The following is a 26,996-nucleotide window of genomic DNA, read 5'->3' as shown; positions in this document are numbered from 1 at the left end:
GCGATCACTCATGCAGGTGCTCGGCCGCGTGCAGGGTGTTTTCCAGCAGGCCGGCGCGGGTCATCGGGCCGACACCGCCCGGTACCGGGGTGATCCAGCCGGCGCGAGGCAGGGCGGTCTCGTAGATCACGTCGCCGACCAGCTTGCCGTCTTCCTGGCGGTTGATCCCGACATCGATGACGATGGCACCCGGCTTGATCCACTCGCCCTTGACCAGCCCCGGCTTGCCGGCGGCGACCACGACGATGTCGGCCTGGCCGACATGGCCGGCGAGGTCCTTGGTGAAACGGTGGGTGACGGTGACCGTGCAGCCGGCCAGCAGCAGCTCCATGGCCATCGGGCGGCCGACGATGTTCGAGGCGCCGACCACCACCGCGTGCAGACCGTAGAGGTCGACGCCGGTGCTTTCCAGCAGGGTCATGATGCCCTTGGGCGTGCAGGGGCGCAGCAGCGGCATGCGCTGGGCCAGGCGGCCGATGTTGTAGGGGTGGAAACCGTCCACATCCTTGTCGGGGCGAATACGCTCGAGCAGCAGCGAGCTGTCCAGATGCTCGGGCAGCGGCAACTGCACCAGGATACCGTCGATGGCCGGGTCGTCGTTGAGCTCGTCGATCAGGGCCAGCAGATCGGTCTGGCTGGTGTCGCTCGGCAGGTCATAGGCGCGCGAGAGGAAGCCGACTTCCTCGCAATCCTTGCGTTTGTGTGACACATAGACCTGGGAGGCAGGATCGGTACCGACCAGGATCACGGCCAGACCCGGAGTGCGAAGGCCTTGTTCGCGGCGTTCGGCGACGCGTTTGGCAATCTGCTGGCGGAGGCTGGCGGCGATCGCCTTGCCATCGATCAGTTGTGCGGTCATTACGCTGGTTAACCATTAATAAGGATGAAAAAAGGACGCGCATTCTCGCATGGGTGCTCACCCGGGCAAAGGCGCCTGCCGTCGTTTTCGCGTAACTCCTTTATATCGCTGAATTTTTTTGATTTTTTCTGTTGACGAGGTGCGTAAGCGTCTATAACATTCGCCCCGCTTCTCAGGAACAGCCACTCGCTGGGTGAGACGGCAAGAGCCAAGCCCCCGTGGTGAGGCTGGAGCCGAAAGCTTCTAAGTCTGCATTAGCGGATGGATAAGCGCCCGTAGCTCAGCTGGATAGAGCATCCGCCTTCTAAGCGGATGGTCGCAGGTTCGAGTCCTGCCGGGTGCGCCATTTGGCGGTCAGGCAATTTGAGTAAGCAATGCAATATGGTGGGCGTAGCTCAGTTGGTAGAGCACAGGATTGTGGCTCCTGGTGTCGTGGGTTCGATTCCCATCGTCCACCCCATATTCCAGAACGCCAGGCCAAAAGCCTGGCGTTTTTGTTTTTAGCTTGAAACCACGCGGACGTGGTGAAATTGGTAGACACACCAGATTTAGGTTCTGGCGCCGCAAGGTGTGAGAGTTCGAGTCTCTCCGTCCGCACCATCTTACAAATCCCCCCGCATTGCCGCCTGTTTCTAGGGTGACTTCTTCATATCGACCCTCTAGAATGCTTGGCCTTGATTCGGGGCCGGTTCGAGCCGGCTTATGTCTGTGCAACGAGGAATATCCATGCAAGTTTCTGTTGAAAGCACTTCTGCTCTTGAGCGCCGCATGACCGTCGGCGTCCCCGTCGAGCGCATCGAGACCGAAGTCAACAAGCGTCTGCAACAGACTGCCCGTCGTGCCAAGGTTCCTGGCTTCCGTCCTGGCAAGGTGCCGATGAGCGTCATTCGTCAGCGTTACGAAGACGCCGCTCGTCAGGAAGCACTGGGCGACCTGATCCAGGCCACCTTCTATGAAGCCGTGGTCGAGCAGAAGCTGAACCCGGCCGGCGCTCCTGCGGTAGAGCCGAAGTCCTTCGAGAAAGGCAAGGACCTGGAATACGTCGCGACCTTCGAAGTTTTCCCCGAGTTCGAGGTTTCCGGCTTCGACTCCATCGCCATCGAGCGCCTGCAGGCCGACGTGGCTGACAGCGATGTCGACAACATGCTGGACATCCTGCGCAAGCAGAACACCCGCTTCGAAACCGTCGAGCGTGCTGCCGAGAACGACGACCAGCTGAACATCGACTTCGTCGGCAAGATCGACGGCGAAGCCTTCGCCGGCGGCAGCGCCAAGGGCACTCAGCTGGTACTGGGCTCCGGTCGCATGATCCCGGGCTTCGAAGAGGCTCTGGTCGGCGTCAAGGCGGGTGACGAACGCGTCATCAACCCGACCTTCCCCGAGGACTATCAGAACCTCGATCTGGCCGGCAAGACCGCCGAGTTCACCGTGACCGTGAACAGCGTTTCCGCACCGCAGCTGCCTGAGCTGAACGACGAGTTCTTCGCCCTGTTCGGTATCAAGGAAGGCGGTCTGGAAGGCTTCCGCGCCGAAGTTCGCAAGAACATGGAGCGCGAACTGCGCCAGGCCATCAAGTCCAAGGTCAAGAACCAGGTAATGGACGGCCTGCTGGCTGCCAACCCGGTCGAAGTGCCGAAGGCGCTGATCGGCAACGAAGTGGATCGTCTGCGCGTGCAGGCCGTTCAGCAGTTCGGTGGCAATATCAAGCCTGACCAGCTGCCGGCCGAGCTGTTCGAAGAGCAGGCCAAGCGTCGCGTCGTGCTGGGCCTGATCGTCGCGGAAGTGGTCAAGCAGTTCGAGCTGAAGCCTGACGAGGCCCGTGTGCGCGAGCTGATCGAAGAGATGGCCTCCGCCTACCAGGAGCCCGAGCAAGTGGTCGCCTGGTACTACAAGAACGATCAGCAGATGAACGAAGTGCGTTCGGTTGTACTGGAAGAACAAGTTGTAGATACTGTTCTGCAGAAGGCCAACGTGACCGATAAAGCGGTTTCCTACGAAGACGCAGTCAAGCCGGCGGAAGCTCCTAAAGCCGACTGATCGGGTCACCTCGTTCGAGAACACCACCATAAGCCAGCCTCCGTGCTGGCTTATGTGTATTTGAGACATGACTATTAGGGAGTGAGCGCAAGACATGTCCCGCAATCCTTTTATGCAAAACATGCCTGAAATCCAGGCCGCTGGCGGCCTGGTGCCGATGGTCATCGAGCAGTCCGCTCGTGGCGAGCGTGCCTATGACATCTACTCGCGCCTGCTCAAGGAGCGTGTGATCTTCCTGGTGGGCCAGGTCGAGGACTACATGGCCAACCTGATCTGCGCCCAGCTGCTGTTCCTGGAAGCAGAGAACCCGGACAAGGACATTCACCTGTACATCAACTCGCCGGGCGGTTCGGTGACGGCCGGTATGGCCATCTACGACACCATGCAGTTCATCAAGGCGGACGTGTCCACCACCTGCATCGGTCAGGCCTGCAGCATGGGCGCCTTCCTCCTGGCCGGCGGCGCCAAGGGCAAGCGTTTCTGCCTGCCGAACTCGCGCGTGATGATCCACCAGCCGTTGGGCGGCTTCCAGGGTCAGGCCTCGGATATCGAGATCCATGCCAAGGAAATCCTCTTCATCCGTGAGCGCCTGAACGAGTTGCTGGCGCATCACACGGGGCAGAGCCTGGAAACCATCGAGCGTGATACCAACCGCGACAACTTCATGAGCGCGTCGCGTGCCGTCGAGTACGGCCTGGTCGATGCGGTGCATGAGAAGCGTCAAATGCCGGTGTAGATGAGGCGCCGGCTGCGGGCATTCTGCACGGGGACGATTCGTGCCCTTGAAAATGCCCGCATTTGCCTTCATCTTGTGTTTCAAGCCTACCGTATTGGATTGATCGAATGACTGACACCCGTAACGGTGAGGACAGCGGCAAACTGCTTTATTGCTCCTTCTGCGGCAAGAGCCAGCACGAAGTGCGCAAGTTGATCGCCGGTCCTTCCGTCTTCATCTGCGACGAATGCGTCGACCTGTGCAATGACATCATCCGCGAGGAGGTGCAGGAAGCCCAGGCCGAGAGCAGCGCGCACAAACTCCCGGCACCCAAGGAAATCAGCAGCATCCTCGATCAGTATGTGATTGGTCAGGAGCGTGCGAAGAAGGTGCTGTCGGTAGCGGTGTACAACCACTACAAGCGTCTCAATCAGCGCGACAAGAAAGACGATGTCGAGCTGGGCAAGAGCAACATCCTGCTGATCGGTCCGACCGGTTCGGGCAAGACGCTGCTGGCGGAAACCCTGGCGCGCCTGCTCAATGTGCCGTTCACCATCGCCGACGCGACCACGCTGACCGAGGCCGGTTACGTGGGCGAGGACGTCGAGAACATCATCCAGAAGCTGCTGCAGAAGTGCGATTACGATGTCGAGAAGGCCCAGATGGGCATCGTCTACATCGACGAAATCGACAAGATCTCGCGCAAGTCCGACAACCCGTCGATCACCCGTGACGTATCGGGCGAGGGCGTGCAGCAGGCCCTGCTCAAGCTGATCGAGGGGACCGTGGCTTCGGTACCGCCGCAGGGCGGCCGCAAGCACCCGCAGCAGGAGTTCCTGCAGGTCGACACGCGCAACATCCTGTTCATCTGCGGCGGCGCCTTCGCTGGCCTGGAGAAGGTCATTCAGGCCCGCTCCACCAAGGGCGGTATCGGTTTCGGTGCCGAGGTGCGCAGCAAGGAAGAGGGCAAGAAGATCGGCGAGTCGCTGCGTGAGGTCGAGCCGGACGATCTGGTCAAGTTCGGCCTGATTCCCGAGTTCGTCGGTCGTCTGCCGGTCATCGCGACCCTCGAAGAGCTGGACGAGGCGGCCCTGGTGCAGATCCTGACCGAGCCGAAGAACGCGCTGACCAAGCAGTACGGCAAGCTCTTCGAGATGGAAGGCGTGGACCTGGAGTTCCGTCCGGATGCGCTGAAATCAGTGGCGCAGAAGGCCCTGGAGCGCAAGACCGGTGCGCGTGGTCTGCGGTCGATCCTGGAGGGCATTCTGCTCGACACCATGTATGAAATCCCGTCCCAGCAGGACGTGAGCAAGGTGGTGATCGACGAGAGCGTCATCGATGGTTCTTCCAAGCCGCTGCTGATCTACGAGAACAGCGAGCCGCCCGCGAAGGCCGCGCCAGACGCGTAACGCCTGTCACACGATGCACGCAAGGGGCCCCCAGGGGCCCTTTGCTTTTGTGGACATTGCGCTTGTTTTTTACGGGCACTGCCCCCATCTTAAAAGCCAAGGGTAATCCCGCCTGTTTACGGCCTTATGGCCGCCGCTGAGCCGAAATCATGAAGACAACCATCGAATTGCCTCTCCTGCCTTTGCGCGATGTTGTGGTCTATCCGCACATGGTCATCCCGCTTTTCGTCGGGCGTGAGAAATCCATCGAGGCCCTCGAGGCCGCGATGACGGGTGACAAGCAGATTTTGCTGGTGGCCCAGAAGAACCCGGCGGTCGATGATCCGGATGATCAGGATCTCTATCGTGTTGGCACCGTCGCCACCGTGCTGCAGCTGCTCAAGTTGCCTGATGGCACCGTCAAGGTGCTGGTCGAGGGCGAGCAGCGTGGCTCCATCGAGCGCGTCGTCGAGGTGGATGACCACTGCCGTGCCGAGGTGCTGCTGATCGAAGAGGGCGAAACCGCCGAGCGCGAGTCCGAAGTCTTCACGCGCAGCCTGCTGAGCCAGTTCGAGCAGTACGTGCAGCTGGGCAAGAAGGTGCCCGCCGAGGTGCTTTCGTCGCTCAACAGCATCGATGAGCCCAGCCGCCTGGTCGACACCATGGCCGCGCACATGGCGCTGAAGATCGAGCAGAAGCAGGAAATCCTCGAAATCACCTCCCTGTCCGCGCGTGTCGAGCACGTGCTGGCCCTGCTGGACGCCGAGATCGACCTGCTGCAGGTCGAGAAACGCATCCGTGGTCGCGTCAAGAAGCAGATGGAGCGCAGCCAGCGCGAGTACTACCTGAATGAGCAGATGAAGGCCATTCAGAAAGAGCTGGGCGACATTGACGAGGGGCACAACGAGCTCGATGAGCTGCGCAAGCGCATCGACAACGCGGGCCTGTCCAAGGAGGCGCTGACCAAGGCCAATGCGGAGCTGAACAAGCTCAAGCAGATGTCGCCGATGTCCGCCGAAGCCACCGTGGTGCGCTCCTATATCGACTGGCTGGTGAACGTGCCGTGGAAGGCCGAGAGCAAGGTGCGCCTCGATCTGGCGCGTGCCGAGAGCATCCTCGATGCCGACCACTATGGCCTCGAAGAGGTCAAGGAACGCATTCTCGAGTACCTCGCCGTGCAGAAGCGGGTGAAGAAGCTCAAGGGGCCGGTGCTGTGCCTGGTGGGGCCGCCCGGCGTGGGCAAGACCTCGCTGGCCGAGTCCATCGCTACCGCGACCAACCGCAAGTTCGTGCGCATGGCCCTGGGTGGCGTGCGTGACGAGGCCGAGATTCGCGGCCATCGCCGCACCTACATCGGTTCGATGCCTGGGCGCCTGATCCAGAAGCTGACCAAGGTCGGCGTGCGCAACCCGCTGTTCCTGCTCGACGAGATCGACAAGATGGGGCAGGACATGCGCGGCGATCCCGCCTCGGCGCTGCTCGAAGTCCTCGATCCCGAGCAGAACCACAATTTCAACGATCACTATCTGGAGGTCGACTACGACCTGTCGGACGTGATGTTCCTCTGCACGGCCAACTCGATGAACATCCCCGGCCCGCTGCTGGACCGGATGGAAATCATCCGTCTGCCGGGTTACACCGAGGACGAGAAGGTCAACATCGCCATCAAGTACCTGGCGCCCAAGCAGATCCAGGCCAACGGCCTGAAGAAGGGCGAACTGGCATTCGACGAGGCGGCGATTCGCGACATCATTCGTTACTACACCCGCGAGGCGGGTGTGCGCAGCCTGGAGCGGCAGATTGCCAAGGTGTGCCGCAAGGCGGTGAAGGAGCACATGCGCGAGAAGCGCTTCCAGGTCACGGTGACGGCGGAGTCGCTGGAGCACTTCCTGGGCGTGCGCAAGCATCGCTATGGCCTTGCCGAGCAGCAGGATCAGATCGGTCAGGTGACCGGTCTGGCCTGGACTCAGGTGGGTGGCGAGCTGCTCACCATCGAGACGGCGGTGGTGCCGGGCAAGGGCAATCTGATCAAGACCGGTTCCCTCGGCGATGTCATGGCGGAGTCCATGACGGCTGCCATGACGGTGGTCCGCAGTCGCGCCAGAAGCCTCGGAATTCCCAGCGATTTCAACGAGAAGCGCGACGTTCACATCCATATGCCGGAAGGTGCGACGCCCAAGGACGGCCCGAGTGCAGGCATCGGCCTGTGCACGGCGCTGGTGTCGGCGCTGACGCAGATTCCGGTGCGCGCGGACGTCGCCATGACGGGGGAAATCACCCTGCGTGGTCAGGTGCTGGCGATCGGCGGGCTCAAGGAAAAACTTCTGGCCGCTCACCGTGGTGGGATCAAGACGGTGATCATTCCGGAAGAAAATGTGCGTGACCTGAAAGAAATTCCGGAAAATATTAAGCAAGACCTGCAGATTAAACCGGTTAAATGGATTGACGAGGTCCTGCAAATTGCGCTGCAATACGCCCCGGAGCCCTTGCCTGATGCGGCTCCCGAGATGGTTGCAACGGATGACAAGCGCGAGTCTGATTCCAAGGAGCGAATCAGCACGCATTAGCCGGGGGGCTTTCTTGACACAATTTTTCAGCCCTTGTTATAAAGCGGCTTTTATTGTGTCGGCGAGCCATCCAGCACCCGCTTTGCTTACACTAAAAATCAAGAAACAAACTCAACAGAAATAAGGGGACTTAGAGTGAACAAGTCGGAACTGATCGATGCCATCGCTGCATCTGCTGATATCCCGAAAGCTGTTGCTGGCCGCGCGCTGGATGCAGTGATTGAATCCGTCACTGGCGCCCTGAAGGCTGGTGACTCCGTTGTCCTGGTTGGCTTCGGCACCTTCGCTGTCAAAGAGCGTGCTGCTCGCACTGGCCGCAACCCGCAGACCGGCAAGCCGATCAGCATCGCCGCCGCCAAGATCCCAGGCTTCAAAGCTGGCAAGGCTCTGAAAGACGCCGTCAACTAAGCGTCTTCCGGGTTTGCCTCGCCGTCAGGGCCATGCCCAGCGGCTGTTAGGAGGCAGAGCAGGTCTTCTGCACTGACCGCTTAACGCGTTACGAGAAGGCGCATCCAAGGATGCGCCTTTCTTCTATCTGGACATTACCCACACTGCGCGGCTGGTGGCTCTGTACAGTCGTTCTGGGGGAAGCATGCTGCAAAACATCAGGGACAATTCACGCGGTTGGATTGCCAAAACCATCATCGGCCTCATCGTCATGCTGATGGCCTTTACCGGTTTCGAAGCCATCGTCACGGGGACCAGCAATCGCAACAACGCTGCGGACGTGAACGGTGACACCATTACCCTCAACGAGTTGAACCAGGCCGTTGAGATGCAGCGTCGTCAGCTGCTGCAGCAACTGGGGCGTGATTTCGATGCCTCGCTGCTCGACGACAAGCTGCTGCGCGAGTCTTCGCTCAAAGGTCTGATCGACCGCAAGCTGCTGCTGCAGGCCGCTGGCGACGCCGGTTTCGCCTTCTCGCAGCCCGCGCTCGACCAGGTCATCCTGCAGACGCCGGAGTTTCAGGCCGACGGCCGCTTCGACGCGGCGCGTTTCGACCAGGTGATTCGCCAGATGGGTTACACCCGCCTGCAGTTCCGTCAGATGCTGGAAGAGGAAATGCTGATCGGGCAGCTGCGCGCAGGCATCGGTGCCAGCAGCTTCGTCACCGAGCAGCAGGCGCTTGCCTTCGCCAATCTCGAGCGGCAGACGCGTGATTTCGCCAGCCTGACCATCAAGGCCGACACCGCTGCGGTCGAGCTCAGCGACAGCGACGTCAAGGCTTACTACGACGAGCACGCCAGCGAGTTCATGAGCCCTGAACAGGTGGTGCTGGAATACGTCGAGCTGAAGAAGGACAGCTTCTTCGATCAGATCGAAGTGAGTGACGAGGACCTCAAGCCGGCGTACGAGAGCGAGATCGCCAACCTCGCCGAGCAGCGCCATGCCGCGCACATCCTCATCGAGGGTGATGACGAGGCGGCCCGTGCCAAGGCCGAGGAAATCAAGGCGCGCATCGACGCTGGCGAAGACTTCGCGGCACTGGCCAAGGAGTTTTCCCAGGATCCGGGCTCGGCCGCCGACGGCGGTGATCTGGGCTATGCCGGCCCTGGCGTCTACGATCCGGCCTTCGAAGAGGCGCTTTACGCACTGCAGCAGGGGCAGGTCTCCGCGCCGGTGAAGAGCGCGTTCGGCTGGCACCTGATCAAGCTGCTGGGTGTCCAGTCGCCTGAGGTGCCGAGCTTCGACAGCCTCAAGGACAAGCTGGCGCGTGACTTCAAGGCGCAGCAGGTCGAGCAGCGTTTCGTCGAGGCGACCAAGCAACTGGAAGATGCGGCGTTCGAGGCTTCGGATCTGGCGCAGCCGGCTCAGGATCTCGGTCTCGAGGTCAAGGTCAGCGAGCCCGTTGGTCGCGAAGGCGGCGCTACCGGCATCACGGCCAATCGTCAGGTGCTGCAGGCGGCATTCAGCCCCGAGGTTCTCGAGGATGGCGCCAACAGCTCGACCATCGAGCTGGACCCGAGCACCGTCGTCGTCGTTCGCGTCAAGGAGCACAACCAGCCCGAGCAGTTGCCGCTGGAGCAGGTTGCCGAGAGCATTCGTGGTCATCTGCTGCAGGAGCGCGCAAGCGCGGCAGCCAAGGCCGAGGGTGAGAAGCGCCTGGCCGCAGCCCAGGCTGGCGAGGCCCAGGCTGCCGGCTGGCAGGTCCAGGAAGCGGCTACCCGCAGCCAGGACGGTGTGGAGCCCAAGGTACTGCAGGCATTGTTCCGCATGGCCAAGCCGAGCAAGGCGGGTGAGCCGACCTTTGCCGGCGTGACCCTGAACACGGGTGACTACGTGCTGTTGCGCCTGGATGGCGTCAACGTGCCGGAAGAAGCGCTGGCGGCCGAGCAACTGGCCATGTACCGCAACTTCCTGGCCTCGCGCGAAGGCCAGCAGGACTTCGCCGCACTGCGCAAGCAGCTGGCCGCCGAAGCCGATATCGAGCGCTTCTGAGTCGCTCCTCCAGTGCCTCTGGCGAGGCGCTGGAACAGGCAATAAAAAACCCGCACGGCGTGCGGGTTTTTTATTGCCTGCCATCCGAGGATGACAGCGAGACGCTCCCGGCAACTGCTCTGCCGGGAGCGGCGCGGATCAGTCTTCCATGGCGCCCATGGCGGTGGTGTTGAAGCCGCCGTCGACGTACATGATTTCACCGCTGATGCCCGAAGCCAGGTCGGAGCAGAGGAATGCGCCGGCGTTGCCGACTTCTTCGATGGTGACGTTGCGGCGCAGCGGGGTCTGCTTCTCGTTGGCGGCCAGCATCTTGCGGAAGCTGGCGATGCCGCTGGCGGCCAGGGTGCGGATCGGGCCGGCGGAGATGGCGTTGACGCGGGTGCCTTCCGGGCCGAGGCTGCCGGCGAGGTAGCGAACGCCGGCTTCCAGGCTGGCCTTGGCCATGCCCATGACGTTGTAGTTGGGCATGGTGCGCTCGGCACCCAGGTAGGAGAGGGTGAGCAGGCTGCCGTTGCGGCCTTTCATCATCTCGCGACCGGCCTTGGCCAGGGCGACGAAGCTGTAGGCGCTGATGTCGTGGGCGATCTTGAAGCCTTCACGGGTGGTGACGTCGGTGAAGTCGCCGTTCAGCTGGTCACCCGGAGCGAAACCGACGGAGTGGACGATGCAGTCCAGGCCGTCCCATTTCTTGCTCAGCGCTTCGAATACCGCGGCGATTTCCTCGTCGCTGGCCACATCGCAAGGGAAGCACAGGTCGGCACTGGAGCCCCAGCCGGCAGCGAAATCTTCGACGCGACCCTTGAGCTTTTCGTTCTGGTAGGTGAAAGCCAGCTCGGCACCTTCGCGGTGCATGGCGGCGGCGATACCCGAGGCGATGGACAGTTTGCTGGCTACGCCAACGATGAGTACGCGCTTACCGGTTAGAAAACCCATTGTGCTATTCCTCTTCCTGTTTCAAGGATCAGTGAGCCGTTGCCGGGGCCATGAAAGCGGCTTCCAGCAACTGCTGCGTATAAGGGTGTTGCGGTGCACTGAAGATCGACTCGGCAGACCCCTGTTCGACTACCTGGCCCTGCTTGACCACCATCAGCTGATGGCTCAGCGCTCTGACTACCGCCAGATCATGGCTGATAAACAGATAGGTCAGGTTGTACTTGGCCTGCAAGCCGCGCAACAACTCCACCACCTGACGCTGTACCGTGCGGTCGAGCGCCGAAGTGGGCTCGTCGAGCAGGATCAGCGCCGGTTTCAACACCAGTGCTCGGGCAATGGCAATCCGCTGCCGTTGTCCGCCAGAAAACTCGTGGGGGTAGCGATGCCGCGTCTGCGGGTCCAGCCCTACCTCCAAAAGCGCGTCGATGATGGCTTGCTCCTGTTCCGCCTCGTTGCCCATACCGTGAATGCGCAGACCCTCACCGACGATCTGGCTCACCGACATGCGTGGGCTCAGGCTGCCGAAGGGGTCCTGAAACACCACCTGCATCTGCCGGCGCAGCGGACGTACCTGCTGCTGGCTAAGGCCCTGCAGATGCTGGCCCTGGAAGCGGATGTCACCTTGGCTGGCGAGCAGCCGCAGAATGGCCATGCCCAGGGTGGATTTGCCGGAGCCACTCTCGCCGACGATGCCCAGGGTCTGGCCCTGGGGCAGGCTGAAGTTGATGCCGTCCACCGCTTTGACATGATCCACCGTCCGACGCAGCAGGCCCTTCTTGATCGGGAACCACACGCGCAGGTCGTCCACTTCCAGCAGCGGCTGGCCCACGGGGTTGGCCGCAGGTTCGCCGCTGGGCTCGGCACCGAGCAGTTCCCTGGTATAGGGATGCTGCGGAGCCTGGAACAATTCTTCACACGACGCCTGTTCGACGATGCGACCGCGCTGCATGACACATACGCGATGCGCAATTCTGCGCACCAGGTTGAGATCGTGGCTGATCAGCAGCAACGACATGCCCAGGCGCGCCTGCAGATCCTTGAGCAGCTCGAGGATTTTCAGTTGCACCGTGACGTCCAGCGCGGTGGTCGGTTCGTCGGCGATCAGCAGTTGCGGCTCGTTGGCCAGGGCCATGGCGATCATCACGCGCTGGCGTTGGCCGCCGGACAGTTCGTGGGGGTAGGCCTTCAGGCGTTTCTTCGGCTCGGGAATGCCGACCAGCTCCAGCAGCTCCAGCGTGCGCGCACTGGCGGCCTTGCCGCGCAGGCCCTTGTGCAGGGCCAGCACCTCGTTGATCTGCTTCTCGATGCTGTGCAGCGGGTTGAGCGAGGTCATCGGCTCCTGGAAGACCATGGCGATACGGTTGCCGCGAATGCCACGCAGGCGGCCCTCGCCGAGCTTGAGCAGGTCTTCACCGGCGTATTCGATGCTGCCGGACGGGTGGCGCGCGAGGGGGTAGGGCAGCAGGCGCAGGATGGAATGTGCGGTGACCGACTTGCCCGAGCCGCTTTCGCCGACCAGGGCCAGGGTCTCGCCTTTGTGAATGTCGAAGCTGACGCCCTCGACCACGCGCTGGCACTGCTCGCCCATGACGAACTCGACGGCCAGGTCGCGAACTTGCAGCAGGGTTTCGTTCTGGCTCATGTCATTTCCTCGGGTCGAAAGCATCGCGGGCGGCCTCGCCGATGAACACCAGCAGGCTCAGCATGAGCGCCAGCACGGCGAAGGCGCTGATACCCAGCCAGGGCGCCTGCAGGTTGCTCTTGCCCTGGGCGACCAGTTCCCCCAGCGAGGGCGCGCCCGGAGGCAGGCCGAAACCGAGGAAGTCCAGGGCGGTCAGGGTGCCGATCGCGCCGGTGAGGATGAAGGGCATGAAGGTCATGGTCGAGACCATGGCGTTGGGCAGGATGTGGCGGAACATGATCGCGCCATTGCCCATGCCCAGCGCGCGTGCGGCGCGCACGTATTCCAGGTTGCGCCCACGGAGGAACTCGGCGCGGACCACGTCGACCAGGCTCATCCAGGAGAACAGCAGCATGATGCCCAGCAGCCACCAGAAGTTCGGCTGCACGAAGCTGGCCAGGATGATCAGCAGATAGAGCACGGGCAGCCCGGACCAGATTTCCAGGAAGCGCTGGCCGAGCAGGTCGACCCAGCCGCCATAGAAGCCCTGGAGGGCGCCGGCGATGACGCCGATCACCGAACTGGCCAGGGTCAGGGTCAGGGCGAACAGCACCGAGATGCGGAAGCCGTAGATGACCCGCGCCAGCACGTCGCGTCCCTGGTCGTCGGTGCCGAGCCAGTTCTGCTCCGAGGGCGGCGCCGGGGCCGGGACTTCCAGGTCGTAGTTGATGCTCGAATAGCTGAACGGGATCGGTGGCCAGAGCATCCAGCCATCCTTCTCTGCGATCAGGTCCTGGATGTACGGGCTCTTGTAGTTGGCCTGTAGCGGGAATTCGCCACCGAACACGGTCTCCGGGTAGCGCTTGAGCACGGGGAAGTACCACTCGCCGTCGTAGCGCACGGCCAGCGGTTTGTCGTTGGCGATCAGTTCGGCGCCGAGGCTCAGGCCGAACAGGATGAGGAACAGCCAGAGCGACCACCAGCCACGCTTGTGGGCCTTGAAACGGTCGAGACGGCGGCGATTGAGCGGGGACAGTTTCATGCTCAACACTCCCGGCTTTCGAAGTCGATACGGGGGTCGACCAGGGTGTAGGTGATGTCACCGATCAGTTTCACGATCAGCCCCAGCAGGGTGAAGATGAACAGGGTGCCGAAGACCACCGGATAGTCGCGGTTGATTGCCGCCTCGAAGCTCATCAGGCCGAGGCCGTCGAGGGAGAAGATCACTTCGATCAGCAGGGAACCGGTGAAGAAGATGCCGATGAAGGCCGCCGGGAAGCCGGCGATGATCAGCAGCATGGCGTTGCGGAAGACGTGACCATAGAGCACGCGGTGGTTGGTCAGGCCCTTGGCGCGGGCGGTGATCACGTACTGCTTGTTGATCTCGTCGAGGAAGCTGTTCTTGGTCAGCAGGGTCAGGGTGGCGAAGTTGCCGATGACCAGTGCCGTGACCGGCAGCACCAGGTGCCAGAGGTAGTCGAGGATCTTGCCGCCGAGGCTGAGCGACTCGAAGTCGTTGGAGGTCAGGCCGCGCAACGGGAACCAGTCCCAGTAGCTGCCGCCGGCGAACAGCACGATCAGCAGAATGGCGAAGAGGAAGGCGGGAATGGCATAGCCGATGATGATCGCCGAACTGGTCCAGATGTCGAAGGCGCTGCCGTGCCGGGTGGCCTTGGCGATCCCCAGCGGGATGGAGACCAGGTACATGATCAGGGTGCTCCACAGGCCCAGTGATATGGAGACCGGCATCTTCTCGATGATCAGGTCGATGACCTGGGCGTCGCGAAAGAAGCTGGAGCCGAAGTCCAGCTGCGCGTAGTTCTTCAGCATGATCCAGAAGCGTTCCGGCGCCGACTTGTCGAAACCGTACATCTTCTCGATTTCCTTGATCAGCTGCGGGTCGAGGCCCTGGGCGCCTCGGTAGTTGGAGCCGGCCACCGAGACTTCGGCGCCGCCACCGGCGATGCGGCTGGTGGCGCCCTCGAAACCCTCGAGCTTGGCGATCATCTGCTCGACCGGGCCACCTGGCGCGGCCTGGATGATGATGAAGTTGATCACCAGGATGCCGAACAGGGTCGGAATGATCAGCAGCAAACGGCGGATGATATAGGCCAGCATGCTTATTGCTCCGCCTGTTCAGCGGGTTGTTGCTGTTCTTCGTCCGGTTGCTCGAGACCGGGGCGTACCCACCAGGTATGCAGGCCGATGTCGTAGAGCGGAGTGACCTTGGGATGCTCGAAGCGATTCCAGTAGGCCACGCGCCAGGTCTTGATATGCCAGTTGGGGATCACGTAGTAGCCCCACAGCAGCACGCGATCCAGGGCGCGGGTGTGACTGATCAGGTCCTGCCGGGAGTCGGCGTTGATCAGCCCTTCGACGAGCTGGTCGATGGCCGGGTCCTTCAGGCCGATGTAGTTGCGGCTGCCCGGGTTGTCGGCGCTGGAGGAGTGCCAGTACTCGCGCTGCTCGTTGCCGGGCGAGTTGGACTGGCCGAAGCCGCCGACGATCATGTCGAAATCACGCGAGCGCAGGCGGTTGATGTACTGCGAGACGTCGACACGGCGGATGACCAGTTCGATGCCGAGGTCGGAAAGATTGCGCTTGAAGGGCAGCAGGATGCGCTCGAACTCGGTCTGCGCGAGGAGGAATTCGAACGTCACCGGCTGGCCGTTGGCATCGAGCATGCGGTCGCCGTCGATGCGCCAGCCGGCCTGTTGCAGCAGCTGATAGGCGCGGCGCTGCTGCTCGCGGATGATGCCGCTGCCGTCGGTGACTGGCACGCGGAACTCCTCGTTGAACACCTCGGGCGGAATCTGGTTGCGCAGCGGCTCGAGAATCGCCAGTTCCTCGTCGCCCGGCAAGCCGCTGGAGCCCAGTTCGGAGTTGTCGAAGTAGCTGTGGGTGCGGCTGTAGGCGCCGTTGAACAGGCGCTTGTTGGCCCACTCGAAGTCGAACAGCAGGCCCAGTGCCTCTCGCACCCGGCGGTCCTGGAACTGCGGGCGGCGGGTGTTGAAGATGAAGCCCTGCATGCCGGTGGGGTTGCGGTTCTGGATCTCTTCCTTGATCAGCTGGCCGTTGGCGACGGCCGGCGTGTTGTAGGCCGTGGCCCAGTTCTTCGCGCTGGTCTCGAGCCAATAGTCGAACTGACCCGCCTTGAGCGCTTCCAGGGCCACGGTATTGTCGCGGTAGTAGTCGATCTGGATGGCGTCGAAATTGTAGAAGCCACGGGTGACCGGCAGGTCCTTGGCCCACCAGTCCTTGACCCGTTCGTAGCGGATGCTGCGCCCGGCCTGGACCCGGCCTACCTGGTACGGGCCGCTGCCCAGCGGAGCATCGAGACTGCCCTTGGCGAAGTCGCGCTCGGCCCACCAGTGCTTGGGCAGTACCGGCAGCTGGCCGACGATCAGCGGCAGCTCGCGGTTGCCGGCATGCTTGAACACGAAGCGCACGCTGTGTGGCGACTCCACCTCGACGTGGTCGACGTCGGCGTAGTAGCCGCGGTACATGGGCGCGCCTTTTTCCATCAGGGTGTCGAAGGTGAACTTGACGTCCTCGGCGGTGATGGGGGTGCCGTCATGAAAGCGCGCTTGCTTGCGCAACAGGAAGCGCACCCAGGCATTGTCCGGTGCTTTCTCGATCTTCTCTGCGATCAGGCCGTAGGCGGTGAAGGGCTCATCCATGCTCTGTACGGCGAGGGTGTCGTAGATCAGGCCGATGTCGTCGGCGGCCACGCCTTTGCTGATGAACGGGTTGAGGCTGTCGAAGCCGCCGAAACCGGCCTCGCGGAAGGTGCCGCCCTTGGGCGCATCGGGATTGGCGTATTCGAAGTGGGTGAAGTTGGCGGGGTACTTGGGCGGTTCGTCATACAGGGTGACGGCGTGTTGCGGGGCGGCGGAGGCCAGGCCGGCCAGGCCGAGCAGAATGAGGCTGCTGCCGTGAAGCAGGAAACTGCGCAGCGGGTGGGTCATCGAGCGTTCTCCGTTGGCTTCAGCCACCAGGTACGCAGGCCCAGCGTGTAGGGCGGCGTGGTGACGAAGGCGAACCGATTGCGGTACGCCAGGCGGTGATAATTGATGTACCAGTTGGGGATGCTGTAGTACTGCCACAGCAGCACACGGTCGAGGGCGCGGGTGGCGGCGATCTGTTCGTCGCGGGTCTGCGCCGAGAGCAGTTTGTCGATCATCTCGTCGACCACCGGGTCGTTGATTCCGGCGTAGTTCTTGCCGCCCTTGACGTTCACCTGGCTGGAGTGGAAATACAGCGACTGCTCCAGGCCCGGGCTGAGGGTTTGTGGCAGGGTCAGCAGAATCATGTCGTAGTCGAACTGGTCGAGGCGTTGCTTGTACTGGGCGCGGTCCACGGTACGCAGGTTGGCCTGTATGCCGATGCTGGCAAGGTTGGCGGTGTAGGGCTGGAGGATGCGCTCGAGGCTGGGGTTGACCAGCATGATCTCGAATTCGAGACGTTGCCCGCGGGCATTGCGCAGCTCCTGACCGACCGGCTTCCAGCCGGCTTCGGCCAATAGACCGAGGGCCCGGCGCAAGGTTTCCCGGGGGATGCCACGGCCGTTGGTCACCGGCTGGGTCGGTGGCTCGGTGAACAGGCGGGCGGGGAGCTTGTCGCGGTGCGGTGACAGCAGCAGCCACTCGGCGCCCTCGGGCTTGCCGGTCGCCGAGAACTCGCTGTTGGGGTAGTAGCTGGCGGCACGCACGTAGGCGTTGTTGAACAGCGTGCGGTTGGTCCACTCGAAGTCGAACATCAGGCCCAGTGCCTCGCGCACCCGACGGTCGCTGAACAGGGCGCGCCGGCTGTTCATGAACAGTGCCTGGGTCTGGGTCGGGATGCGGTGCGGAATCTCGGCGCGAACCACCTCGCCGCGGGCGACGGCCGGGAAGTTGTAGCCGTTGCTCCAGTTCTTCGCCTGGTTCTCGATGTAGAAATCGAATTCACCGGCCTTGAACGCTTCGAAGGCCACGTTGTTGTCGCGGTAGAACTCCACTTCAACCCGGTCGAAGTTGTACTTGCCGCGATTGACCGGCAGGTCCTTGCCCCACCAGTTCTTCACCCGCTCGAACACCAGGCGTCGCCCGGGCACGACTTCGACGATGCGGTAGGGGCCGCTGCCCAGTGGTGGTTCGAAGGTGGTGCTCTTGAAGTCGCGGCCTTTCCAGTAGTGCTGCGGCAGGACCGGCAGTTCACCCAGGCGCAGTATCAGCAGGGGGTTGCCGGCACGCTTGAAGACGAAGCGAATGCGGTGACGGCCGAGGATGTCGACACGCTTCACCTCCTGCAGGTTGGTCCGGTACTGCGGGTGGCCTTCGGCAAGCAGCAGGCGATAGGAGAAGGCCACGTCATAGGCCGTGATCGGCTTGCCATCGTTGAAGCGCGCCTCCGGGCGCAGGTTGAAGACCACCCAGCTGCGGTCTTCGCTGTACTCCACGCTTCCGGCGATCAGGCCATAGCTGGAGGCCGGCTCGTCGCCCGACGGGTCGTAGGCGCCGGTGCCCACCATCAGCGGTTCGTTCAGTTCATTGACGCCGTACTGCAGGAAATGTGCAGTGGAGATCGGGCTGGTACCCTTGAACGTGTAGGGGTTGAGCGTATCGAAGGTGCCGGATGCCATGACGCGCAACGTGCCGCCCTTGGGCGCGTCGGGGTTGACCCAGTCGAAATGACTGAAGCTGGCAGGGTACTTGAGCGTCCCGAACTGGGCGTAGCCGTGGCTCTCGCTGATAGTCGCAGAGGCGGGAAAGCTCAAGGCCAGGCTGAGGAACAGCAGGAGGAGGGGTCGCATCGGGAGGTGAGATCCGATCCATGGCGGCGTTTGGGCTTCTTGAGCGGTACAGTAACAGCTTGTATCGGCAGGAAAAAGAGTGGGCTGGCGAGCGAGCAGTCGTGGCGCTTTGACATACACTTGAAGGATACACCTAGAGGGTAAGATTTTGCCGGAACGTAGCCATGGTTTGCAGTCATGGATCGATCGCCTCAACCAAGCCGAACTCCCCGCGCTGGCCGCCGTCGTGCAGGACCTGCAGCGCCTTGCCCAGCAGGACTCCGCCTCGGTGCAGCAACTGGCCGATGTGCTGCTGCGCGACGCGTCGCTGACGTCCAAGGTGCTGCGCGTCGGCAACAGCGTCTATTACAACCCGTCGCAGGAAGCGATCAAGACCATCTCCAGGGCCATCGTCCTGATCGGTTTCGAGAACGTGCGCCTGATCGGCCTGTCGGTCAGCCTGATCGACGGGTTGCTGACCCGAACCCCGCGCGAGCAGCTGCAGATGCTGCTCGCGCGTTCCTTCCATGCCGCCGTGCAGGCGCGCAATATCGCGGGCTACGCCTTGTCCGGGCACGCCGAAGAGGTGTTCATCGCCGCCTTGCTGCATCACCTGGGTGAGCTGGCGTTCTGGGGCTGCGCTGGCGAGCAGGCCGATGAGCTGGTCGCGGTGCTCGAGCGGCCAGGGGTGGACGTCGATGAAGCGGTGCGCGAGGTTCTCGGCACCAGCTTTCGGCAGCTGACGCAGGCCTTGCTGAAGAGCTGGAACCTGGGTGAGACCGCCAGCCTGGCGCAGGCCGGGAGCAATCAGCACGACCCCGCCGCCTATGCCGTGCAGTTGGGCGTGCGTATCAGCGAGGCTGCGCTCGATGGCTGGGATTGCGCAGAGATGGAGGAGGTGCTGGCCAAGGTGGCCAACTTCACCGCGCTGACCCAGGAGGAAACCCTGCAGCAGGTGCTGGCCAGCGCCGAGGAGGCCGTCAAGGTCGCCTCGACCTTCGGTGCCAGCAAGCTGTGCCGCCTGATACCCAATACCGACCCGGAGCAGATTCGTCTGCAGCAGGAGGAGCGGCGCGCGCGGCTGCTGCAGCCGGACCTGCTGCTGATGCAGCAGGCGCTGCAGGACCTGGGGCTGATGGTCAGTGCGCGAGCCGATGTCGGCCTGGTGCTCGATACCCTGCTCAAGGGCCTGCATCGGGGGGTGGGGCTGGAGCGGGTCATGCTCACGGTGCTGGCCGATGGCCAGAGCCGCTTTCGCGCCAAGCGCGTGGTTGGCGAAGACACCCAGCACTGGCTGGACGACTTCGTCCTGCCAGCGGAGCAGACGGAGCAGCCGCACATCTTCAGCTACGTGCTGCGCCATCGCGAAGCGATCTGGATGGGTGTGCCGGCCAGCTACAACCTGGCCGAGCTGGTCACCCAGCCGATTCGCCGCAGCCTCGGCAGTGGCATGTTCTTCATCGCACCGATCGTCGCGGGTACGCGGGAGATCGGCGTGCTCTATGCCGACAGTCGCTTGTCCGGCCGCGCCTTGCGCCACGAGCAGTTCGTGGCGTTCCAGCGTTTTACCCAGCTGACCGGGCGTTGCCTGGAGGCGATCAGCAAGCGCTGATCAGGGCAGGTAGAGCGTCAGCATCTGCCCTGGGCGCAGCGTGTTGCTGCGCGGGTTCCAGGCCTGCAGGTGCTTGAGCTCGATCTTGAAGCGCTTGGCGATGACGTAGAGCGAGTCACCTTGCTGCACGCGATAGTAGGTTGCCTTGTCGCGTGCGGCGTTCTGCCGGCGTGTCGCGGCGACGGCCTGGGGTGCGCTCTCGGCGGCGGCCAGATTGAGCACCTGGCCAACCTTGAGGTTGTTGCCCAGCAGTGCGTTCCAGCGGCGCAGGTCATGCACGGCAACCTGGTGTTCGCGGGCGATCTGCCAGAGGTTGTCGCCGTTCTTCACCTTGTAGGTGCGGCTTGCGCTGGCCAGCGTGCTGCGTTGCTGGTAGAGCGGCTCGCTCGGCTGCGCGCCGGGTTTGCCCGGAATGGTCAGCACCTGGCCGATGCGCAGGTTGTTGCTGCTCAGGCGGTTGACGTCCTTGAGCATGCTGACGGTCAGGTGATTGCGATTGGCAATGGCATGCAGGCTATCGCCGGAACGCACGGTATAGGTCTGCCAGTCGACCAGCTCCTGGGGCTTCATCAGGGCCAGGTTGGCGCTGAGCATTTCCGCCTTGTCGGTAGGCACCAGCAGGTGCTGCGGGCCGTCCAGGGTGATGCCGCGCTTGTAGGCGGGGTTCAGTTGCAGCAGTTCCTCTTCGTCCAGGTCGGCCAGCTTGGCCACGCGGGACAGGTCCATGTGCTGCTTGATGGCGATCTGTTCGAAGTAGGGCGCGTCGGCGATCGGCGCCAGGTTCACGCCGTAGGCCTCGGGGGTGAGGATCACCTGCGACAGGGCCAGCAGCTTGGGCACGTAGTCTTCGGTTTCCTTGGGCAGCGACAGGTTCCAGTAGTCGCTGGGCAGGCCGAGTTTCTCGTTGCGTTCGATGGCGCGGCTGACGCGGCCTTCGCCTGCGTTGTAGGCGGCCAGGGCGAGCAGCCAGTCGCCATTGAACATCTCGTGCAGGCGGCTCAGGTAGTTCAGCGCCGCCTGGGTGGAGGCGGTGACGTCGCGGCGGCCGTCATACCAGTTGGTCTGGCGCAGATTGAAGTGGCGACCCGTGGAGGGGATGAACTGCCACAGGCCGACGGCGTTCGCCGGGGAATAGGCCTGCGGGTCGTAGGCGCTCTCGATGACCGGCAGCAGCGCCAGTTCCATCGGCATGTCGCGCTCTGCCAGTCGCTCGACGATGTAGTGGATGTACGGCGCGCTGCGTTCGCTGACGGCGTTGACGTGCCTGGGGTTGCTGGCGTACCAGAGACGCAGGCGTTCGATGCGCGGATTGACGCCGATCTCGTCCTGCAGCTGGAAGCCATCGCGCAGGCGCTCCCAGATATCGTTGTACTCGCGCGGCTTGATCTCGTTGCTCAGCCACTCGGGCTCGCGCTCCAGGCCGACGGCGCGCGAGGTATCGGTCGCGCCGTCCGGGCCCTCGCTGGGCAGGCTCTGGCAGCCGGCCAGGGTTATGCAACACATCACCGCGAGCACTCGAGAGCTTCGCGCCAATGCCTTGAAATTCAATGGCTTACGTGACAAAAAAGGCATTGGGTGAGGTGTTTTTCCCGACAAAAAGATCGGGCGATTCTAGGAATCGGGTCAAGGTTGGTCAAGTTTTCACCAGCCAATTGTGACCTGCATCCCTCTCACTTGGTTCAATATGCCTGGGTCATGGCGCCAGAAAACCGCTGCTGGCAAGGCGCCAGCGCGTTCGTCGGCGACTCAGAATTTATCCTTCCACGCACGCAGGCTGGCGAACACCGCGCTGGCTTCGTCGAGGGATTCGCCCGCACGGTTCGCAGCCGCCGCGATGACGTCTGGCGCGTCGGTGCGCAGGAACGGATTGGTAGCCCGTTCCAGCTCGATCGAGGAGGGCAGGCTGATGCGGCCCGCCTCGCGCCAGCGCGTCACTTCGGCCAGGCGCTCGCTGAGGCGCGGGTTGTCCGGCTCCACGGCATGGGCGAAGCGCAGGTTGCTCAGGGTGTACTCGTGGGTGCAGTAGACCTGCGTGCTCCCGGGCAGGGCAGCCAGGCGGCCGAGCGAGGCGTGCATCTGTTGCGGCGTTCCTTCGAACAGGCGGCCACAGCCACCGGCGAACAGGGTGTCGCCGCAGAACAGCAGCTGCTGCTCGGCGTTGTAGTAGGCGATGTGGCCGAGGGTGTGCCCCGGAACGGCAAGGACCTGGAAGCGCAGGCCGAGCACCTCGAGCGTGTCGTTGTCGCCCAGGTCCAGCTCGCGTGCCGGGATCTTCTCCGCCGCCGGGCCGGCCACGCGGGCGCCGGTGGCGTTCTTCAGCGTCTCGACGCCGCCGACATGGTCGAAGTGATGGTGGGTGATGAGAATGTCGCTGAGGCACCAGCCGGGGTGCGCCTCCAGCCACGCCAGCACCGGCGCCGCATCGCCCGGGTCGACCACTGCGCAGCGCTTGCTGGTCGGCTCCTGCAGCAGCCAGAGGTAGTTGTCGGTGAAGGCCGGTAGCGCGTCGATCTGAATCATTGTGGGTCGCTAAGCTGGATATAAAGGTGCATCTTAGACACTGGATGCAGAGACTGTCATGCGGAGGCAGCGATGACCGATCAGGTATTCGCTCAGGCCGATCCTGAGTGGCTCAAGCTCATCAGCGAGGCGCGCGACTGGCTTTCCGGGCCGCTCGGGCAGTTGCTGCTGGAGGAGGAGCGGCGCTTGCTGGAAGACGAGCTGGCGCGTTTCTTCGGCGGCTATCTGGTGAGTTACGGTCCGGGTGCCGAGCGCACGCCGGAGGCCGGGCAGATTCAGCACAACGTGCGCCTGGGGGCGCCGCTGCCCGGTGTGCAGATCGTCTGCGAAGAGCAGTCCTGGCCGCTGGGCGAGCACGCCGCCGATGTGGTGCTGCTGCAGCACGGCCTGGATTTCAGCCTGTCGCCTCACGGCCTGCTGCGCGAGGCGGCGCGCAGCGTCAGGCCCGGTGGGCATCTGCTGATTCTGGGCATTCACCCCTGGAGCGCGTGGGGCGCCCGCCGCCTGTTCGCGCGCGATGGCCTGAGCAAGGCGCGCTGCATCGACCCCGGGCGCGTTGGCGACTGGCTGGCGCTGCTCGGCTTTGCGTTGGAGAAACGCCGGTTCGGGTGCTATCGTCCGCCGCTCGCTTCACTGGCCTGGCAGATGCGCCTGCGCCGGATGGAGCGCTGGGGCGATGCCTGGCAGCTGCCGGGTGCCGGCTTCTACCTGCTGGTGGCGCGCAAGCTGGTGGTCGGCTTGCGTCCGCTGCGGCAGGCGCGCCGCGAGCCGATGGGCAAGCTGTTGCCGATGCCGGTGGCGAAGGTCAGCCGGCGTGATCTGGACAGCTAGGCGCCGCGCCCCGGTTGGTCAAACCCGTACAGAGCTGATGAATGTCTGAAACCGATGAAGTGGTGATCTACACCGATGGCGCCTGCAAGGGCAATCCCGGCCCCGGCGGCTGGGGCGCGTTGCTGGTCTACAAGGGCGTGGAGAAGGAACTGTGGGGCGGCGACCCGAGTACCACCAACAATCGCATGGAGCTGATGGCCGCGATTGCCGGCCTGATCGCGCTGACCCGCCCTTGCGCGGTGAAGCTGGTGACCGATTCGCAGTACGTGATGAAGGGTATCCAGGAATGGATGCCGAACTGGAAGAAGCGTGGCTGGAAAACCGCCTCGAAGGAGCCGGTGAAGAATGCCGACCTCTGGCAGAAGCTGGACGAGGAGGTGAATCGCCACCAGGTCAGCTGGCAGTGGGTGCGTGGTCACACTGGTCATCCGGGCAACGAGCGTGCCGACCAGTTGGCCAACCGCGGGGTCGACGAGATGCGCGCAGCGCGCTGAGTGATGCCCGGCAACCTGGGTTAACATGTCGCGCTTGTGCGGCAACCTGAACGATGAGAGAGACAAGGCGTGACGACCGATAACACCCCCAACCGCTATGTGGTGCTGGATACCGAAACCACGGGCATGCCGGTCACGGACGGGCACCGGATCATCGAGATCGGTTGTGTCGAGTTGCTGGGGCGGCGCCTGACCGGGCGTCACTTCCATGTCTACCTCAATCCGGACCGTGAGATCGACGAAGGCGCCATCGCGGTCCACGGCATCACCAACGACTACGTGGCCGACAAGCCGCGCTTCAGGGAAGTGGCCGATGAATTCTACGAGTTCATCAAGGGCGCCCAGCTGATCATCCACAACGCGGCGTTCGACGTCGGCTTCATCAACAACGAGTTCGCCCTGCTGGGGCAGAGCGAACGCGCCGATGTCAGTGACTACTGCTCGGTGCTCGATACCCTGATGATGGCGCGCGAGCGCCATCCGGGGCAGCGCAACAGCCTGGATGCGCTGTGCAAGCGTTACGGCGTGGACAACTCCAACCGTGAGCTGCACGGCGCACTGCTCGACTCCGAGATTCTGGCCGACGTCTACCTGGCCATGACCGGTGGGCAGACCCACCTGTCGCTGGCGGGCGAGGGCGGTGATGGCGATGGCAGCGGGCGCCAGCAGGCCACGCCGATTCGCCGGCTGGATGCCGGTCGTCCTCGCACGCGGGTCATCCGCGCCAGTGAAGACGAGCTGGCGGCGCATCTGACGCGGCTCGCCGCCATCGAGAAATCCTCCGGTGGCCCGGCATTGTGGGCCCAGCTGGAAAAGGCGCCGGAATAACCGAACAGCGCAATTGCGACCTTTTCTTATAGCGTGATGCACAGGGGGTTCCGCCGCCAGGGGGGAGCCTCTAACCTGAAGCGATGGGCAGGCCAGGCCTGCCAGCCTTCAGGACGTCACAATGTATAAAGATCTCAAGTTTCCCGTCCTAATCGTGCACCGCGACATCAAGGCCGACACCGTGGCCGGTGATCGGGTGCGCGCCATCGCTCAGGAACTCACCCAGGACGGCTTCAGCATCCTGCCCACGGCCAGTGCGGCCGAGGGGCGCATCGTCGCCTCGACCCACCATGGCCTGGCCTGCATCCTCGTCGCCGCCGAAGGCGCCGGTGAGAACAGCCGGCTGCTGCAGGACATGGTCGAGCTGATTCGCGTGGCGCGGGTCAGGGCGCCGCAGTTGCCGATCTTCGCCCTCGGCGAACAGGTCACCATCGAGAATGCGCCGGCCGAGGCGATGGCCGATCTCAACCACCTGCGTGGCATCCTCTACCTCTACGAAGACACCGTGTCCTTCCTGGCGCGGCAGGTGGCGCGTGCCGCGCACAACTACCTGGAAGGCCTGTTGCCGCCCTTCTTCAAGGCGCTGGTGCAGCATACCGCGCAGTCCAACTACTCCTGGCACACGCCCGGGCACGGCGGTGGCGTGGCCTATCGCAAGAGCCCGGTGGGCCAGGCCTTCCACCAGTTCTTCGGGGAGAACACGCTGCGTTCGGACCTCTCGGTGTCGGTACCGGAACTGGGCTCGCTGCTCGATCACACCGGGCCGCTGGCCGAGGCCGAAGCACGGGCTGCGCGCAATTTCGGCGCCGATCACACCTTCTTCGTGATCAACGGCACCTCCACGGCGAACAAGATCGTCTGGCACTCGATGGTTGGCCGTGACGACCTGGTGCTGGTCGACCGCAACTGCCACAAGTCGATCCTGCATTCGATCATCATGACCGGGGCGATTCCCCTGTATCTCTGCCCCGAGCGCAACGAACTGGGCATCATCGGCCCCATTCCGCTGAGCGAGTTCAGCCGGGAGTCGATCCAGGCCAAGATCGACGCCAGCCCGCTGGCGCGCGGTCGGGCGCCGAAGGTCAAGCTGGCCGTGGTGACCAACTCCACCTACGACGGGCTCTGCTACAACGCCGAGATGGTCAAGCAGGCCCTGGGCGATTCGGTCGAGGTGCTGCACTTCGACGAGGCCTGGTACGCCTACGCCGCCTTCCACGACTTCTACGCCGGGCGCTTTGGCATGGGCACCCAGTGCGACGAGCACTCGCCGCTGGTGTTCACCACGCATTCGACGCACAAGCTGCTGGCGGCCTTCAGCCAGGCGTCGATGATCCATGTGCAGGATGGCGGGCAGCGCCAGCTCGACCGTGATCGCTTCAACGAGGCGTTCATGATGCACATCTCGACCTCGCCGCAGTACGGCATCATCGCCTCGCTGGATGTGGCCTCGGCGATGATGGAGGGGCCGGCCGGTCGTTCGCTGATCCAGGAAACCTTCGACGAGGCGCTGAGCTTCCGCCGCGCCCTGGCCAACGTGCGCCGCAACCTCAGTGCTGACGACTGGTGGTTCAGCATCTGGCAGCCGGGGGCGGTCGACGGGGCCGATGAGCTGGCCACGGGCGACTGGGTGCTGCAGCCGGATGCCGACTGGCATGGCTTCGGCGAGGTGGCCGACGACTACGTGTTGCTCGATCCGATCAAGGTCACGCTGGTCATGCCTGGCCTGAACGCGGCGGGCAAGCTGGAGCAACAGGGCATTCCCGCCGCCGTGGTCAGCAAGTTCCTCTGGGAGCGCGGTCTGGTGGTGGAGAAAACCGGCCTGTACTCCTTCCTGGTGCTGTTCTCCATGGGCATCACCAAGGGCAAGTGGAGCACGCTGTTGACCGAATTGCTGGAGTTCAAGCGCAGCTTCGATGCCAATCTGCCGCTGATCGACGTGCTGCCGTCCATCGCCCATGCCGGCGCCGGGCGCTACCAGGGCATGGGCTTGCGCGACCTGTGCGATGCGCTGCATGGCTGCTACCGCGACAACGCCACGGCCAAGGCGCTGAAGAGCATGTACACGGCGCTGCCCGAGGTGGCGATCAAGCCGGCCGACGCCTATGACCGGCTGGTGCGCGGCGAGGTCGAGGCGGTGCCCATCGATCAGCTGCAGGGGCGCATCGCGGCGGTGATGCTGGTGCCTTATCCGCCGGGCATTCCGCTGATCATGCCGGGCGAACGCTTCACGGCAGCGACGCGCTCTATTCTCGACTATCTGGCCTTCGCGCGGACCTTCGACCAGGCCTTCCCGGGCTTCGACATCGACGTGCACGGATTGCAGACCGAGGCGGGGCAGTACTGCGTGGATTGCCTGGTGGAATGACCGCAGGGTCGCT

20 protein-coding genes and 3 tRNA genes are annotated in these 26,996 nt (G+C 63.4%); 14 read left to right on the top strand and 9 right to left on the bottom strand.

Going from position 1 to position 26,996, the window contains the following annotated elements:
- Window positions 1-4: 4 nt before the first annotated feature.
- Window positions 5-859, bottom strand: a complete 855-nt coding sequence (gene folD, locus EPK82_RS05320; protein WP_134675966.1) for a bifunctional methylenetetrahydrofolate dehydrogenase/methenyltetrahydrofolate cyclohydrolase FolD — start codon at window positions 857-859, stop codon at window positions 5-7.
- Between the two features lie 269 nt (window positions 860-1,128).
- Here folD and EPK82_RS05315 point away from each other — a divergent pair.
- The 9 genes from EPK82_RS05315 to EPK82_RS05275 all read left to right on the top strand — a co-directional run bounded on the left by EPK82_RS05315 (window position 1,129) and on the right by EPK82_RS05275 (window position 10,006).
- Window positions 1,129-1,205, top strand: a tRNA-Arg gene (locus EPK82_RS05315).
- Between the two features lie 38 nt (window positions 1,206-1,243).
- Window positions 1,244-1,319 (top strand) — tRNA-His (locus EPK82_RS05310).
- 55 nt (window positions 1,320-1,374) lie between these two features.
- Window positions 1,375-1,459 (top strand) — tRNA-Leu (locus tag EPK82_RS05305).
- A gap of 126 nt (window positions 1,460-1,585) precedes the next feature.
- Window positions 1,586-2,896 carry a trigger factor gene (gene tig, locus EPK82_RS05300; RefSeq protein ID WP_134675965.1) on the top strand — a complete coding sequence of 437 codons (1,311 nt, stop codon included), beginning with the start codon at window positions 1,586-1,588 and terminating at the stop codon, window positions 2,894-2,896.
- Between the two features lie 94 nt (window positions 2,897-2,990).
- Entirely contained in the window at window positions 2,991-3,632 is a 642-nt protein-coding gene (clpP, locus tag EPK82_RS05295) for an ATP-dependent Clp endopeptidase proteolytic subunit ClpP (RefSeq protein WP_037052973.1), read from the top strand.
- A 107-nt stretch (window positions 3,633-3,739) separates the two neighbouring features.
- Window positions 3,740-5,020, top strand: a complete 1,281-nt coding sequence (clpX, locus tag EPK82_RS05290; protein WP_037052970.1) for an ATP-dependent Clp protease ATP-binding subunit ClpX — start codon at window positions 3,740-3,742, stop codon at window positions 5,018-5,020.
- A gap of 149 nt (window positions 5,021-5,169) precedes the next feature.
- On the top strand, window positions 5,170-7,566 hold the full coding sequence (lon, locus tag EPK82_RS05285) for an endopeptidase La (protein ID WP_037052967.1): 2,397 nt from the start codon (window positions 5,170-5,172) through the stop codon (window positions 7,564-7,566).
- Window positions 7,567-7,701: 135 nt separating this feature from the next.
- A complete protein-coding gene (gene hupB, locus EPK82_RS05280) occupies window positions 7,702-7,974 on the top strand; it encodes a nucleoid-associated protein HU-beta (protein ID WP_003239952.1) in 273 nt (90 codons plus the stop codon).
- 184 nt (window positions 7,975-8,158) lie between these two features.
- Window positions 8,159-10,006: a SurA N-terminal domain-containing protein gene (locus tag EPK82_RS05275; protein WP_134675964.1), complete on the top strand. Its 1,848-nt coding sequence runs from the start codon at window positions 8,159-8,161 to the stop codon at window positions 10,004-10,006.
- Window positions 10,007-10,144: 138 nt separating this feature from the next.
- On the opposite strand, the gene fabI is transcribed toward EPK82_RS05275, so the two are convergent.
- From fabI to EPK82_RS05245, 6 genes are read right to left on the bottom strand one after another with little or no spacing between them, the layout of a single operon-like run.
- A complete protein-coding gene (fabI, locus tag EPK82_RS05270; RefSeq protein ID WP_003461408.1) occupies window positions 10,145-10,939 on the bottom strand; it encodes an enoyl-ACP reductase FabI in 795 nt (264 codons plus the stop codon).
- Between the two features lie 28 nt (window positions 10,940-10,967).
- Complete coding sequence (locus tag EPK82_RS05265; RefSeq protein WP_037052961.1) at window positions 10,968-12,581, bottom strand: ABC transporter ATP-binding protein; 1,614 nt, start codon at window positions 12,579-12,581, stop codon at window positions 10,968-10,970.
- A gap of 1 nt (window position 12,582) precedes the next feature.
- Window positions 12,583-13,602 carry an ABC transporter permease gene (locus EPK82_RS05260; protein ID WP_134675963.1) on the bottom strand — a complete coding sequence of 340 codons (1,020 nt, stop codon included), beginning with the start codon at window positions 13,600-13,602 and terminating at the stop codon, window positions 12,583-12,585.
- Between the two features lie 2 nt (window positions 13,603-13,604).
- Complete coding sequence (locus tag EPK82_RS05255) at window positions 13,605-14,678, bottom strand: microcin C ABC transporter permease YejB (protein WP_037052957.1); 1,074 nt, start codon at window positions 14,676-14,678, stop codon at window positions 13,605-13,607.
- A gap of 2 nt (window positions 14,679-14,680) precedes the next feature.
- Window positions 14,681-16,528 (bottom strand): extracellular solute-binding protein, encoded by a 1,848-nt coding sequence (locus tag EPK82_RS05250; protein ID WP_134675962.1) that lies wholly within the window; start codon window positions 16,526-16,528, stop codon window positions 14,681-14,683.
- Window positions 16,525-18,354, bottom strand: coding sequence for an extracellular solute-binding protein (locus tag EPK82_RS05245; protein WP_037052953.1), 1,830 nt, complete (start codon window positions 18,352-18,354; stop codon window positions 16,525-16,527). Before EPK82_RS05245 ends, EPK82_RS05250 begins: the two co-directional genes overlap by 4 nt.
- Before the next feature lie 148 nt (window positions 18,355-18,502).
- Between EPK82_RS05245 and EPK82_RS05240 the strand changes: the two genes are divergently transcribed.
- Window positions 18,503-19,945, top strand: coding sequence for an HDOD domain-containing protein (locus tag EPK82_RS05240; protein WP_134675961.1), 1,443 nt, complete (start codon window positions 18,503-18,505; stop codon window positions 19,943-19,945).
- Here EPK82_RS05240 and EPK82_RS05235 read toward each other — a convergent pair whose 3' ends face one another.
- Together EPK82_RS05235 and gloB are read right to left on the bottom strand one after the other, a co-directional pair.
- Window positions 19,946-21,517 (bottom strand): lytic transglycosylase domain-containing protein, encoded by a 1,572-nt coding sequence (locus EPK82_RS05235; RefSeq protein ID WP_134675960.1) that lies wholly within the window; start codon window positions 21,515-21,517, stop codon window positions 19,946-19,948.
- A gap of 174 nt (window positions 21,518-21,691) precedes the next feature.
- Window positions 21,692-22,465, bottom strand: coding sequence for a hydroxyacylglutathione hydrolase (gloB, locus tag EPK82_RS05230; RefSeq protein ID WP_134675959.1), 774 nt, complete (start codon window positions 22,463-22,465; stop codon window positions 21,692-21,694).
- A gap of 72 nt (window positions 22,466-22,537) precedes the next feature.
- Between gloB and EPK82_RS05225 the strand changes: the two genes are divergently transcribed.
- The 4 genes from EPK82_RS05225 (at window position 22,538) to EPK82_RS05210 (ending at window position 26,983) form a co-directional block, all read left to right on the top strand.
- The gene (locus EPK82_RS05225; RefSeq protein ID WP_037052945.1) at window positions 22,538-23,296 is read left to right on the top strand and encodes a class I SAM-dependent methyltransferase; all 759 of its coding nucleotides are present in this window, start codon (window positions 22,538-22,540) and stop codon (window positions 23,294-23,296) included.
- Window positions 23,297-23,337: 41 nt separating this feature from the next.
- Window positions 23,338-23,790 (top strand): ribonuclease HI, encoded by a 453-nt coding sequence (gene rnhA / locus EPK82_RS05220; protein WP_134675958.1) that lies wholly within the window; start codon window positions 23,338-23,340, stop codon window positions 23,788-23,790.
- Window positions 23,791-23,859: 69 nt separating this feature from the next.
- A complete protein-coding gene (dnaQ, locus tag EPK82_RS05215) occupies window positions 23,860-24,618 on the top strand; it encodes a DNA polymerase III subunit epsilon (RefSeq protein WP_134675957.1) in 759 nt (252 codons plus the stop codon).
- Window positions 24,619-24,739: 121 nt separating this feature from the next.
- The gene (locus tag EPK82_RS05210; RefSeq protein ID WP_134675956.1) at window positions 24,740-26,983 is read left to right on the top strand and encodes an Orn/Lys/Arg family decarboxylase; all 2,244 of its coding nucleotides are present in this window, start codon (window positions 24,740-24,742) and stop codon (window positions 26,981-26,983) included.
- Window positions 26,984-26,996 lie beyond the last annotated feature (13 nt).

Origin of the sequence: Ectopseudomonas khazarica (assembly GCF_004521985.1) — a bacterium.
Classification (GTDB): Bacteria; Pseudomonadota; Gammaproteobacteria; order Pseudomonadales; family Pseudomonadaceae; genus Aquipseudomonas; species Aquipseudomonas khazarica.
The sequence above is the reverse complement of the archived record's forward strand: the minus strand, read 5'-3'. Positions and strand labels throughout refer to the sequence as shown.